The organism is Streptomyces sp. NPDC052114 (assembly GCF_040680155.1).
Taxonomy (GTDB): Bacteria; Actinomycetota; Actinomycetes; order Streptomycetales; family Streptomycetaceae; genus Streptomyces.
Map to the genome: position 1 here is coordinate 158,344 of NZ_JBFAWC010000013.1, position 12,757 is coordinate 171,100.

The following is a 12,757-nucleotide window of genomic DNA, read 5'->3' on the forward strand; positions in this document are numbered from 1 at the left end:
TCAGGACCCGCCAACAGATCGCTAACATGTGGCCAACGGTCAGGGCGGGAACGCCAGGACGGACCGGCCAGGACGGACTCTCCAGGACGACCAGTCCAGGACGACCCGTCCAGGACGAGAGAGACAGCGATACGGCGGTACGGCGGTACGGCACGGGAGACGGCGTGAGCGAGCGGTGCGGGCTGCGCTTCGGGCTGCGTTTCGGCCTGCTCGGCGCGCCCGCCGTGTACGACGCCGAGGGCGAGCCGCACCCCGTGCGCAGCGCCAAGGGGCGCGCCCTGCTGGCCGCGCTGCTCCTCGAACCCGGCAGGACCGTCTCGCTCGGCGCCCTCAAGGAGGCGCTGTGGGGCGACACCCCGCCCGCCTCCGCGCAGGCCTCCCTGCAGAACCACGTGACCCGGCTGCGCCGCCTCCTCGACGATCCGGGGCGGCTGCACGCGGTGCCGCCGGGCTACCGGCTGCGCGTCGGCGACGACGAACTGGACGTACGCGTCTTCGAGCGCCTGGTGGCGCGGGCCAGGACCGCGCACGCGGAGCGGGACTGGGCGCGGGTGTCCCGCCTCGCCGCGGACGCGCTCGAACTGTGGCGCGGCACGCCGTTGAGCGGTCTGCCGGACGCGCTGGCCGACCACCCTCTCGTACCGCGTCTGACCGAGGCCCGGCTGCTCGCCCTCCAGTGGCGGTACGACGCCGAACTGGCCCTCGGCACCGGTCTCGCCGCGCTCGCCCCGGAACTGGCGGCGCTGGTCGCGGAGCATCCGCTCCGCGAGGACTTCCACGGTCAGCTGATGCTGGTCCTGCACCGCACCGGCCGCCAGGCGGAGGCGCTCGCCGTCCACCGCGAACTGCGCCGCAGGCTGATCGACGAGCTGGGCGTGGAGCCGGGCACAGCGGTCCGCGCCGCGCATCGGGAGGTGCTGCGGGGGCCGGCGGGGGAGGCTCCCGGTGCGGGTGCGGGTGCGGGTGCGGGTGCGGGTGCGGGTGCGGGCAGGGCCTCGGACGTGGCTTCGGGGGCGCGTCCGGATGCCGGTGCTGGTGCCGGTGCCGGTGCCGGCGCTGGTGACGGTGACGGTTCGGGTTCCCGTCCAGCGGCCTCGGGTGGGCGTTCCGGAGGCGCGGGTGAGGCCGAGGCGCGCGACGCCGAGGGGCCGGAAGGCGCGGCCCAAGAAGCCGAGGTCCGGGAAGGCGAGGGCCCCGGCGCTCCGACGCCCGCCCAACTCCCGCCCGGTCCGGCCCACTTCACCGGACGGCACGACACCGTACGGTCCCTGCGGCGCGCCCTGGCCGAAGGGCCCCGTATCGCCGTCGTCTCCGGCATGGCCGGGGTCGGCAAGAGCGCGCTCGCCGTCCACGTGGCGCACGGGCTGCGCGCGGAGTTCCCCGACGGGCAGCTCCACGTCAATCTGCGCGGCGCGACCCCCGGCATGGCCCCGCTCACCCCCGGCCAGGCCCTCGCCTCGCTCCTGCGCGACCTCGGGGCCGAGCCACGCCACACGACCGAGAACACCGAGGACCCGGCCGCGGCCAGCGCGTTGCTCCGCTCGCTGCTCGCGCCCACCCGCACGCTCATGGTCCTGGACGACGCCGCGACCGCCGCGCAGGTGCGGCCCCTGCTGCCCGCCGGGCCCGGCTGCGCGGTGATCGTCACCAGCCGTTCGCCGCTGACCGCCCTCGACGGCGCCGCGCGCTTCCCGCTTGACCCCCTCTCCGACGGCGAGAGCGCCGCGCTCCTGCGCGCCGTCTCCGGCCGGGACGCGCTCGACGCCGGGCACCCCCTCGTGGAACTCGCGGGCCGCCTGCCGCTGGCCCTGCGCATCGTCGCCGCCCGTCTCGCCGCGCGCCGCGCCCTCACCCCGGACCACCTCGCCGAACTGCTCACCGTCAGCGGCGGGCGGCTGCACCACCTCGAGTACGACGACCTGAGCGTGCGCCGGTCCCTCGCCGTCGCCCTCGACGCCCTGCGCACCTCGGACCGCCCGGCCGACCGCGACGCCGCGCTCGCCCTCGCCCGGATCGGCGCGCTCGACCTCCCGGCGTACGGAGTCCCGCTCCTGGCCCGTCTGTTGGACACCGACGAACTCCGCGCGGGCGCGGCCCTCGACCGCCTGGTCGAGGTCGCCCTGCTCGACGAGACGTCGTACGGCAGGTACGCGCCGCACGACCTGGTGCGCGACTTCGCCCGGGAGGTGGCGGCCGGGGACGGCGCCGACCTCGTCGAACAAGCCCTGCTCTGGTACGCCGGGTCCGCGCGCCGCACCCTCCTCGCGATCATGCCGGAGGGCCTGGACCGGACGGACCGCCTGCGCGGCGTCGAGGAGCGGCTCTCGCGCCACGGGCAGGGCGGCCGGAGCGGGGAGACGGCCGATCCGCCGCTGTCCATGGAGGCCGCGTTCGCCTGGGGCGACACCGAACTCGCCAACATCGTCGCCCTGGTGGAGCGGCTCGGGGAGGGCGACGGCGCTCGCGCGGGGACGGTCGCGGGCTCAGGTGCGGGTTCGGATGCTGGCTCGGATACGGGTTCGGATGCGGGCTCGTGCGCGGGTTCGGGCGTGCGCTCCGGAGAGGGTGCCGGTGACGACGCCCGTTCCGGGCTCCTCACCGTCCTGTTCCGCTGTCTCTTCCCGTACCTCCAACGCCGGGGCCGTCTCACCGAGTTGGCCGCGCTCGGCACCCTCGCCCTCGCCGCCGCCCGCCGCCAGGGCGACACCGGCTCCGAGGCGCAGGCCCTCACCGACCTGGCGGGCATGCACTTCATGTCCGGCCGCAAGGGCGAGGCGCTCGCCCTGAACGACGCGGCCCTCGCCCTCTGGCGGGAGCTGGGCATCGTGTCCTGCGTACGCCGCGGCCTCAACAACCGCGGGCTCCTCCTCGAAGGCCTCGGCCGCCACGCCGAGTCCGCCGACGCGCTCCACCAGAGCCTGGAGCTCGCCAAGGAGCTCGCCGACCCGCTCAGCGAGGCGATCACCCTCAGCCACCTCGGCAACCTCTACGAGCACACGGACGCCCGCGCCGCGATCGTCCACCACGAACGCAGCCTCGCGATCGGCGAGTCCATCGGGCACGCCATCGTCCGCCAGTCCGCCCACTGCAACATCGGCTACGCCCATCTGACCCTCGGCGAACCCGCCGCCGCCCTCGCGCACTTCGAGGTCAGCCTGCGCATCCACAACGAGTACGAGGACTGGCACGGCAAGTCCCAGGCCCGCCTCGGCCTGGTGCGCGCCCTGCACGGGCTCTCCCGCACGGCGGAGGCGGCGCGCGAGTGCGTCGTGCTCGTCGAGGGCGCCGAGCAGCGCGGCGACACCCACATGACCGGGCTGGCCCGCCATCAGCGCGGGCTGCTCCTCGACGCGGAGGGGCGCACCGAAGAGGCGTACGAGCAGTGGGAGTCGGCGCTGCGGGCGCTGGACGGCACGGACAGCAAGGTGGTCGACGAGCTGAGGAGGCTGCTGGCGGGCTAGCGCGCGGGCTGCTGCGCGGGCTCGGACTTGGGCTCGGGTTCGGGCTCGGGTTCGGGCTCGGGTCCGGTCATGGGTCTACTTCGCGTCGGCGTAGCACTCCACGATCGCCGTCGTGAACGGGAAGCGGACCGGGGTCTCCCCGAACGCGATCCGGCCCGCGAGGTCCCCCGCCTCCCGCACCGCGCGGGCCACCGCCTCCGCCTCGTCCGCGGGGCAGTGCACGATGACCTCGTCGTGCTGGAAGAACACGAGCTGCGCCCGCATCCCGGCCTCTGCGATCGTCCGCCGCAGGGCGGCCAGCATCAGCAGCGCCCAGTCGGCCGCGCTGCCCTGCACCACGAAGTTGCGGGTGAAGCGGCCTCGGGCGCGGGCGTTCGTGGACGCGTACCCGGGCGTGAACTCGCCCTCCGCGGCGGGGAGTCCGTCCCCGGGAACCGGGGCCTCCTGCGGGATCCCCGCCTCGTCGTCCTCCCCGGCCCCCGCCGCGGGCGGGCTCGTCCGCCCCAGCCACGTCCGCACGAGCCGGCCCTCCTCGCCCGCCTTCGCCGCGTCGTCGACGTACGCGACGGCCAGCGGGAAGCGGCGGCGCAGCGCGGCGAGGTTCTTCAGGCCGTCGCCCGACGTCTGGCCGTACACCGCGCCGAGCAGCGCGAGCTTCGCGTGCTCCCGGTCGCCCGAGAACGCGCGGTCGGACAGGCGGGTGTACAGGTCCTCCTCGCTGCCCGCCACCTCCATCAGGCCGCGGTCCCGGGAGATCGCGGCCAGGACCCTCGGCTCCATCTGGTCGGCGTCGGCCACCACGAGCCGCCAGCCGGGGTCCGCGACGACGGCCCTCCTGATGACCTTGGGGATCTGGAGCGCGCCGCCCCCGTTCGTCGTCCAGCGTCCGCTGACGGTGCCGCCCGGGGTGTACTCGGGGCGGAAGCGGCCGTCGTGCACCCAGTCCTGGAGCCAGCTCCAGCCGTGCGCGGTCCAGATGCGGTAGAGCTTCTTGTACGCGATGAGGGGCCGCACGGCCGGATGGTCGATGCCCTCGATCTCCCAGCGCCGGGTCGACTTCACCTTGATGCCGGCCTGCGCGAACGCCTTCACCACGTCGGCGGCCAGGTCCGGGCGGACGCGGCGGCCGAAGGCGGCGGAGACCTCGTCGGCCAGCTCGGCGAGGCGGCGGGGCTCGCCGCGGCCCGCGTACCGCTCGCCGAGCAGTTCGGTCAGGAGGTCGCGGTGGACGTCGGCGCGCCAGGGCAGCCCCGCGGCGTTCATCTCCGCGGCGACGAGCATGCCGGCGGACTCGGAGGCGGTGAGCAGGCGCAGGCGGCCCGGGTGCGCGGAGGCGCCGTGTCTTCGCTGCTGCTCGGCGTAGACCTCGACGAGGTCCTGGAGGGATACGTCGACGCCGCCGGGGCGGGGTTCGAAGAGGGAGTCCTGGGTGCCGGGCTCGGCGGCGCGGGGCGGGGGATCGGGGGGTACGGGGGTGTGGCGGAGGCGGGCGAGGGCGGCGGCGGCCGAACGGGGCTCGCCGAGGCGGCCCTCGTGGCCGAGGAGGAGGAGCTCGGCGGCCTCCATGTCGTAGCAGCGGTCCACGCGGAGGCCGGCGGTGAGGAGGCGGGGGTACAGGGCGGGGGTGGAGCGCCAGATCCAACGGTCCACGTGGGGCCGCTTGCGCACGGCCTCGACGAGGTCGTCCTCGCGGACGACGCCACCGACGGGCAGCCCGTCGGCCCCCACGGGGGCCATCTCGACACCCCCGCCCTCACCAGCGACAACAACCCACCGACCACCCATCTCCCGAGTCTCGCACTCCCCACTGACATCGGGCGGGGGCGCCTTGGACGGTGCCGCGCCTTTGCCCGTCTGTGGGGCGGGGCCGCGGGGGTATGTGCGTACTCGCCATCCCTGCGCCGCGCCCCAAGTCCAAAGACGCCAGAGCTGGCTCGGTGCTCCGTTCGCACATACCCCCACGTCCCCTCGGGCCGTAGGGCGGCAACCGGCCGTCGGTGGTCCCCGCTGTGGGCAGCGGCGCGGTGGCGAACTGGCCGCTCCTGCTGTGGGCAGGCGTTCCGCAGGGCGGAACGGGTGGGCACAGCCCCCGGTGCCGGGTGGCGGGAAGTGTGGCTCCCGCTCCGGTGCAGCCGGGCCGGCAGGGCGGTGCGGGGTAAACGGGTGGGTGGGTGGGGAAGGCCCGGCGCGGAGCGCCGGGGAGCGCTGTGGTGCCGGACGGCGATGAACGTGGCCCCCGCCCCCGCGCAGGCGCGGCACCGCACCAAGGCCAGGCCCCCGTCCGGGTGGCCCCCACGTGCAGGAGAGCGCCCGCGCTGAAAGGCTCGGGACATGCGAGTGGCGCTGGCCCAGACCGACTGCGCCCTGGGAGACGTCGAGGCCAACCTCGACACCGCGAGGGAACAGACGGAGCTCGCGGCAAGCCAGGGCGCCGACCTCGTCGTGTTCCCGGAACTGAGCCTGCACGGCTACCACCTCGGCGCCCTGGAGCGGGACACCTCCCTCACCACGGACGACCCGAGACTCCTCGCCCTCACCGCTCCCGACGGCCCCGACGTCCTCGTAGGCCTCCACGAGCACACCAGCCTCCGCGCGTACAACACCTCGGCGTATTACACGGGAGGGCGGCTCCACCACGCCCACCGCAAGCTGTACCTCCCCAACTACCTCGCGTGGGAGGAGCGCAAGCACGTCAGCCCCGGCCAGCACCTCCGCGCGTACGACCTCCCCGGCGACCACGGCCGCGCCGCCACGCTGGTGTGCAACGACGCCTGGCAGCCGGTCCTGCCCTGGCTCGCCGTGCAGGACGGCGCCGAGGTCATCGTCGTACCGACGAACAGCGCGGCCAGCCTCGACCCCGAGGCCATGGACACCGGCCTGTATTGGGACACGCTGCTCTCGTACACCGCCCGCATGCTCCAGTGCTGGGTCGTCTTCGTGAACCGCGTCGGCAACGAGAACGGCGCCTCGTTCTGGGGCGGTTCCCGGGTCGTCGACCCGCGCGGCGCGGTCGTCGCGCAGGCCCCGAAGTGGGAGCCGGGCCTGGTGACGGTGGACATCGACGTGCACGAGGCCCGCCGCAGCCGCCGCGCCGTCCCGCTGGTCGCGGAGGCCCGGCTCGGGCTGATCGAGCGCGAGGTGCGCCGCCTGATCGACGAGGGCGGCGACAGCTGAGCGGCTTCAGGTCGCGGACGGGGGTTCCACGCGGGCCAGCCACGTCGTCAGGAGCGCCTCCAACTGCTCCGCCTCCCCGGGCGTGAGGGCGTCCAGCAGGCGCCGTTCGTTGCGCATGTGCTCGGTGAAGGCCTTGTCGATCAGCTCCCGGCCCGCCGCCGTCAGCCCGACGACCCGGCCGCGCCCGTCGCCCGCCGCGCGGCGGCGCGTGACGAGGCCCGCGCGTTCGAGGCGGTCGACGCGCTTGGTCATCGCGCCGGTCGTGACCATGGTGTGCGCGGCCAGCTCCCCGGGTGCCCGCTCGTACGGCTCGCCCGCGCGCCGCAGCGCCGCGAGGACGTCGAACTCGCCCTCGCCGAGGCCGAACCGCCGGTAGACGACGCAGAGTTCCTCGGTGAGCAGCGCGCCGAGCCGGTGGAGCCGCCCGATGGCGCCCTGCGGCGTCACGTCGACGTCGGGGCGCTCGCGGGCCCACTCGGCCTGGATGCGGGCGACGTGGTCGAGAGGGGCGGGGCCGGGCGCGGGAACGGTCATGGGTTCACTTTAGCTTCCATGGAAGGCATAGTAGTTTCCGTGGAAGCCATCTCGCGTGCCGCCCCGTTCTGGGTGCTGCTCACGGCCGTCGCGCCCGTGGCCTGGGGCACGAACTACTACGTCACGCACGAGTTCCTCCCCGCGGGGAGCCCGCTGTACGGCGCGGCGATCAGGGCGCTGCCCGCCGGGCTGCTGCTCTGGGCCGTCGCCCGGCGCCGCCCGCACGGCTCGTGGTGGTGGAAGTCCCTGGTCCTCGGTGTCCTGAACATGGGCGGCTTCTTCACCCTGGTCTACGTCGCCGCGCAACTGCTCCCGACGAGCCTGGCGTCGACCGTCATGGCGACCTCGCCGCTGGTCATGATGGTGATCGCCTGGCCCCTGCTCGCCGAGCGGCCCCGGCCCGCCCCTCTGGCGGGCGCGGTCGTGGGGCTCGGCGGCGTCTGTCTGATGCTGCTCGGCGGCGCGGCCTCGGCCGACGCCGCCGGAGCGCTCGCCTCGGCCGCCGCGATGCTCATGTCGTCGCTCGGCTACGTCCTCGCCAAACGCTGGAGCTCCGAGGTCCCCGTGCTCGCCTCGACGGCCTGGCAGCTCGTCGCGGGTGGACTCGTGCTGATCCCGGTGGCCGTCGCCGTGGAAGGGGCGCCGCCCGCCCTCGACGCCCCGGCCGCGCTCGCCTTCGCCTACGTCGCGGTGGTGGCGACGGCCCTGGCGTTCGCCGCCTGGTTCGCGGGCCTGCGCCACCTGCCCGCAGGGACGGTGGGCCTGGTCGGACTGCTCAACCCGGTGACCGGCGTCCTGCTCGGCACCCTCCTGGCCGCCGAGCCGCTCACCGCGCGCCAGCTCCTGGGCCTCGCCCTGGTCCTGGCCGGAATCCTGCTCGGCCGCCCCCGCCCGGCCGGACGGGGGAGCGGCCTCACCTCCTTCGTACGCCCGCGACACCGGCGGCCACCGCCACCACCGCGCACACCCCCACCGACGCGCCGAGCGCGTCCCACGCCACCGCCACCTGCGCGGGGGCCGACAGACGGGCGAGACCGGCGGACAGGCCGCCCAGGTTGACCGCCGTCACGGCGAGGCCGAGCAGCGTGCCCGCCGCCACCGCCACCAGCGCCTCCCCGGCGACGACCAGCCGCACCTGGCCGCGCGTGGCGCCCGCGAGCCGCAGCGAACGCAGCTCCGTACCGCGCACGGACGCGGCCATCAGCAAGGTGCTCGCGAGCGAGATCCCCGTATAGAGAAGGGAGATGCCGAGGATCATCAGCATGCCGAGGCGCGTCTGGGCCTTGGTCCCCGGGTGCGTCGCGGCCAGCCACTCGCCGGCCGTGCGCACCTCGCCGCCGCCGCGGGCCGCCAGCGCGGCGGACGCGGCGCCGGTGGCGCCGGGCTTCAGGGCGACGTCGATGCGGTCCAGGGGTGCCGCCGGTGCGTTCGCCGTCGTGACGTAGGCGCCGTTGTCGCCGGTCCCGCGCGCGAGAACCGCCACGATCCGCAGGCGGGCCCGCTGCCCGTCGCCGAGCCAGACGTCGACGCGCTCGCCGACCCGGTGCTTCTCCCACTCCTCGTTGACGACGATCGACCGGTCGTCCAGGTCGCGTACGTCTCCCGCGACCACCGGCAGCCGCGACGTCCTCGCCAGCGCCGCCGGATCGCGCACCGCGCGCGCGTCGGAGCGGACCAGGGCGCTGCCCTCCTCGCGTACGAAGACGGCGGTGGCGGCGGAGGCCGACACGGTCGAGGCCCCCGGTACGTCCCGCACCTTGATGTCCTTCAAGTCGTCGCCGGTGACGATGAGTTGGGCGGTCGTACGGTCCTCGGCCTCCGTCGCCTTCGCCTCGCCCACCGTCTGCGCCGAGCCGAGCAGGGTGCCCGCGAGGGCGACGGAGACCAGGACGGGGGCGGCGACGGCGGCGGTGCGGCGCACCGAGGCGGTGGAGTTCTCGCGGACGAGGAGGCCGAGGGCGCCGGGCAGCCGGAGGGCGCGGACGACGGGGCGTACGAGCAGGGGCGCGAACACGGCGGCCGCGGTGATCAGGATCATCGGCTGGGTCGTGTACGTCTTGCGCTTCATCAGGGCGGACGGGTCCGTGGCCAGCGTCCACAGGAGCAGCCCGACCCCGCAGGCCAGCAGGGCCGCCCCCACGATCCGCCGGCTCCACGGCATGACGTCGCTGTCCACGGACGCGTCGCGCAGGGCCCCGACCGGTCCGATGCGACCGGCCCGCCGCGAGGCGGCCCAGGCGCCCGCGAAGGAGACGGACATCCCTGTCCAGAAGGCGAGTTGGAAGGGCCACGAGAGCCAGCCGGTGACCGCCACCGTGAACCACGGCGGCGCGACGTCGGCCGCCACGAGGGCCTCGGCCGTCCGCGGTCCGCCCCACGCGCCCAGCGCGCACCCGGCGGCGGAGGCCGCGAGTCCCACCGCGAGCGCCTCGCCGAGCAGCTGGCCGCGCACCTGTCCCGGCGTCGCGCCCGCCATCCGCAGCAGCCCGAACTCCCGCCGCCGCAGCGCCACGACGAAGGCGAACGTCGACGCGGTGACGAACACCGACACGAAGGCGGCGACCCCGCCGGCCGTGCCGAGGAAGGAGTTCACGGCCACCAGCGCCTCGGCGTCGTCGCCCGCGCCGGGGTCGGCGAGACGCCGATCGGCACCGGTGAGCACGCGGGCCCGGTCGCCGACGACCTCGCGTACGTCCTCGGCGGGGGCGTCGACCCCGACGGCGTCCCGCGCGGCCCCGTCGAGGCGGACCGGCCCGAGCCGTCGGAGCTCGCGCAGAAGTTCGATGTCCACAGGGTGTGGATGAGCGAGCGGCTTCGATACGTACGCGGTGTCCTGGCCCCGCTCGACCGGTACGGTCAGGCGGTCCTGGCCCAGCACGACCACGGGCGATCCGGCGAACCGCACGGGCGCCCGGTCCGGGGCCGAGAGGCTCGCGGCGAGCCCGAGCCCCATGGTGGCGGTCAGTCCGACGCCGAGGGCGACGGCCACGAAGGCGCCGAGGAGGCTGGTCCACCGCGCGCGCAGAGAGGCGAGAAGGATCATCGGGCCACCCGCTCACGGGCGTCCAGGTCCGCCATGACCGCGGCGACCTCGCCGGCGTCCGGCGCCAGGAGGTGGCCCGCCACGCGGCCGTCGACGAGGAAGACCACGCGGTCCGAGTGGGAGGCGGCCACGGGGTCGTGGGTGACCATGACGATCGTCTGCCCCTCGCCGTCCACCAACCCGCGCAGCAGCCGCAGCACGTGGCGGCTCGACCCCGTGTCCAGGGCGCCGGTCGGCTCGTCGCCGAACAGGACTGCGGGGCGGGTGACCAGGGCCCGCGCGAGGGCGACGCGCTGCTGCTGGCCGCCGGAGAGTTCGCCGGGGCGGTGGCGGGCGCGGTCGGCGAGGCCGACGCGGTCGAGGGCGTCGTGGATCTCGGTCCGCGTGGGCCTGCGGCCTGCCAGGCGCAGGGGGAGCGCGACGTTCTGGGCGGCGGTCAGCGAGGGCATCAGGTTGAACGCCTGGAAGACGAACCCGATGCGGTCGCGGCGCAGCAGCGTCAGGCGTCGCTCGCTCAGGCCCGTCAGGTCGGTGCCGCCGACCTCCACGGTGCCGGAGGTGGGGCGGTCCAGGCCCGCGGCGCACTGCAGCAGGGTGGACTTGCCGGAGCCGGAGGGGCCCATGACGGCGAGGAACTCTCCGCTCCGTACGTCGAGGTCGACGCCGTCGAGGGCGGTGAGGTGCCGGTAGCGGCGGTGTATCTCGCGGAGGCGTACAGCAGCGGTTGGGCTCATGTGCCCAGCCAATCCTGGCGGGGCGCCCGGGACACGCCCCCTGCTGGGTGTCCGGGGGTATGGCTGGCCCTACCCTCCGGGGTCGGCGGTGCCGGGGCGGGTGCCTCCCCGATCGCGGCCCGGCCCCGTGGCCGAGGCCTGCCGGTGCCGGGGCGGGTGCCTCCTTCATCGCCGCCCGGCCCCGTCCGCTTCCCGGCGCTCCGCGCCGGGTCTTCCCCACCCACCCGTTTACCCCGCACCGCCCTGCGGGACCGGCTGCGCCGGGGCTGAAGCCACACTTCCCGCCACCCGGCACCGGGGGCTGTGCCCACCCGTTCCGCCTTGCGGAACGCCTGCCCACAGCGGGGACCGTCGACGGCCGGTTGCCGCCCTCCGCGGGGACCAGCGGCCCGCCCCCACCGGGCCGCACGCGCCCGACCGGCCCGAGGGGACGTGGGGGTATGTGCGAACGGAGCACTGAGCGGGCGATGGCGTCTTTGGGCTTGGGGCGGGGCGCAGGGATGGCGAGTACGCACATACCCCCGCGGCCCCGCCCCACAGACGAAGCGACCGCGCACCGCCCAAGGCGCCCCGCCAGACGCCCGCGACCCCGCCCCACAGACGGACAACAGGCGCAGACGCCCACGCCATACCCTGGCCCCATGGACTCGGTGATCGACAAGGCGTTTGCGGTGGCGTTGTACGGGGGCGGGGATGACGCGCTGGACGCCGGTGCCTCGTTGCTCGCCGCCGCCACCGACCCCGCCGCCGACGCCGAGCTGCGCCGCCGCGGCGAGGAGTTCCTGACCCGCGCCTGGCAGCACGGCTGGCAGCCCGCCGACGTCGTCCGTCTCGTCCGCCGCGACCTCGACGACCCCCACACCCACCTCACCGCGTCCCTCATCCGCACCGAGACCGCCCGCTACGCCCACCTCCCCCCGCGCTGGGCGACCCAGCTCGCGGACCTCGGCGGCCCCACGGAAGAGCCCGCCCAGGACCGTTTCTCCCGGGCCACCACCCACCTCCAGCTCTACCGCCTCCTCCTGCGCCTGCCCCCGCTCGAACCCGTGGGCCCGCCCCCGGGCGAGACCGTCCCCCCGCCCACGGAGGGCGAGCCCCGCACCCTCACCCGCATCCGCGCCCTCCTCGCCAAGGCCGAGGCGACCGGCTACCCGGAGGAGGCCGAGGCGCTCACCGCCAAGGCGCAGGAGCTGATGGCCCGGCACTCCCTCGACGAGGCGCTGCTCGCGGCCCGTACGCACGCCAAGGACACCCCGGCCGCCTGCCGTATCGGCGTGGACGCCCCGTACGAGACGGCGAAGGCGATCCTCCTCGACGCCGTCGCCACCGCGAACCGCTGCCGCGCGGTGTGGAACGAGGCGTACGGATTCTCGACCGTGGTCGGCTTCGAGTCCGACCTGGAGGCGGTCGAGCTCCTCCACACCTCCCTCCTCGTCCAGGGCACCGCCGCGATGACCAGGGCGGAGGCCGCCCAGCGCGCCGGCGGCCGCAAGCGCACGAAGACGTTCCGGCAGGCGTTCCTGATGGCGTACGCGCACCGCATCGGCGGCCGCCTGGCGGAATCCGCCGAACACGCGACGGCGGAGGCGGCCCGGGCGGCGCAGGCGCAGGAGCGGGACGGCGCCGCCCTGCTCCCCGTACTCGCCGCCCGGGACGTCGCCGTCACCGACCGCACCGAGCGGATGTTCCCCGAGACGACCACGACCCGGGTGCGCGGCGTGACGGACGGCGAGGGCTGGGCGCACGGCACGGCGGCGGCGGACCGGGCCCACGTGGCGCCCCGCGACCGGGGCCCGGCACTGCCGTAGCCC

General features: G+C 75.6%; 7 protein-coding genes and 1 pseudogene. 4 read left to right on the top strand and 4 right to left on the bottom strand.

Annotated features, from left to right (window positions below; translation table 11 throughout):
- Window positions 1-182: 182 nt before the first annotated feature.
- Window positions 183-3,461 (top strand): BTAD domain-containing putative transcriptional regulator, encoded by a 3,279-nt coding sequence (locus AB0L89_RS27675; RefSeq protein ID WP_365146574.1) that lies wholly within the window; start codon window positions 183-185, stop codon window positions 3,459-3,461.
- 75 nt (window positions 3,462-3,536) lie between these two features.
- Here the strand turns inward: AB0L89_RS27675 and AB0L89_RS27680 are convergent, their stop codons facing one another.
- Window positions 3,537-5,246 carry a bifunctional 3'-5' exonuclease/DNA polymerase gene (locus tag AB0L89_RS27680; RefSeq protein WP_365146275.1) on the bottom strand — a complete coding sequence of 570 codons (1,710 nt, stop codon included), beginning with the start codon at window positions 5,244-5,246 and terminating at the stop codon, window positions 3,537-3,539.
- A 546-nt stretch (window positions 5,247-5,792) separates the two neighbouring features.
- On the opposite strand from AB0L89_RS27680, the gene AB0L89_RS27685 reads away from it, so the two are divergent.
- Window positions 5,793-6,635 (top strand): nitrilase-related carbon-nitrogen hydrolase, encoded by an 843-nt coding sequence (locus AB0L89_RS27685; RefSeq protein WP_365146278.1) that lies wholly within the window; start codon window positions 5,793-5,795, stop codon window positions 6,633-6,635.
- Window positions 6,636-6,641: 6 nt separating this feature from the next.
- On the opposite strand, the gene AB0L89_RS27690 is transcribed toward AB0L89_RS27685, so the two are convergent.
- Window positions 6,642-7,169 (bottom strand): MarR family transcriptional regulator, encoded by a 528-nt coding sequence (locus tag AB0L89_RS27690; protein WP_365146281.1) that lies wholly within the window; start codon window positions 7,167-7,169, stop codon window positions 6,642-6,644.
- Window positions 7,170-7,187: 18 nt separating this feature from the next.
- Between AB0L89_RS27690 and AB0L89_RS27695 the strand changes: the two genes are divergently transcribed.
- Window positions 7,188-8,228, top strand: a complete 1,041-nt coding sequence (locus AB0L89_RS27695; RefSeq protein ID WP_365146284.1) for a DMT family transporter — start codon at window positions 7,188-7,190, stop codon at window positions 8,226-8,228.
- On the opposite strand, the pseudogene AB0L89_RS27700 reads toward AB0L89_RS27695, so the two are convergent.
- A pseudogene (locus tag AB0L89_RS27700) lies at window positions 8,149-10,212 on the bottom strand (ABC transporter permease); the annotation flags it as partial. The gene AB0L89_RS27695 and the pseudogene AB0L89_RS27700 overlap by 80 nt on opposite strands.
- Window positions 10,209-10,946 carry an ABC transporter ATP-binding protein gene (locus AB0L89_RS27705; RefSeq protein WP_365146286.1) on the bottom strand — a complete coding sequence of 246 codons (738 nt, stop codon included), beginning with the start codon at window positions 10,944-10,946 and terminating at the stop codon, window positions 10,209-10,211. The pseudogene AB0L89_RS27700 and the gene AB0L89_RS27705, both read right to left, overlap by 4 nt.
- A gap of 641 nt (window positions 10,947-11,587) precedes the next feature.
- Between AB0L89_RS27705 and AB0L89_RS27710 the strand changes: the two genes are divergently transcribed.
- Complete coding sequence (locus AB0L89_RS27710) at window positions 11,588-12,754, top strand: DUF2786 domain-containing protein (RefSeq protein WP_365146289.1); 1,167 nt, start codon at window positions 11,588-11,590, stop codon at window positions 12,752-12,754.
- Window positions 12,755-12,757 lie beyond the last annotated feature (3 nt).

Excerpts from the sequence above, each read along its gene's own strand:
- AB0L89_RS27695 (WP_365146284.1), top strand. The coding sequence starts at position 7,188 with ATGGAAGGCATAGTAGTTTCCGTGGAAGCCATCTCGCGTGCCGCCCCG.
- AB0L89_RS27690 (WP_365146281.1), bottom strand. The coding sequence starts at position 7,169 with ATGACCGTTCCCGCGCCCGGCCCCGCCCCTCTCGACCACGTCGCCCGC.
- AB0L89_RS27705 (WP_365146286.1), bottom strand. The coding sequence starts at position 10,946 with ATGAGCCCAACCGCTGCTGTACGCCTCCGCGAGATACACCGCCGCTAC.
- AB0L89_RS27685 (WP_365146278.1), top strand. The coding sequence starts at position 5,793 with ATGCGAGTGGCGCTGGCCCAGACCGACTGCGCCCTGGGAGACGTCGAG.
- AB0L89_RS27680 (WP_365146275.1), bottom strand. The coding sequence starts at position 5,246 with ATGGGTGGTCGGTGGGTTGTTGTCGCTGGTGAGGGCGGGGGTGTCGAG.
- AB0L89_RS27710 (WP_365146289.1), top strand. The coding sequence starts at position 11,588 with ATGGACTCGGTGATCGACAAGGCGTTTGCGGTGGCGTTGTACGGGGGC.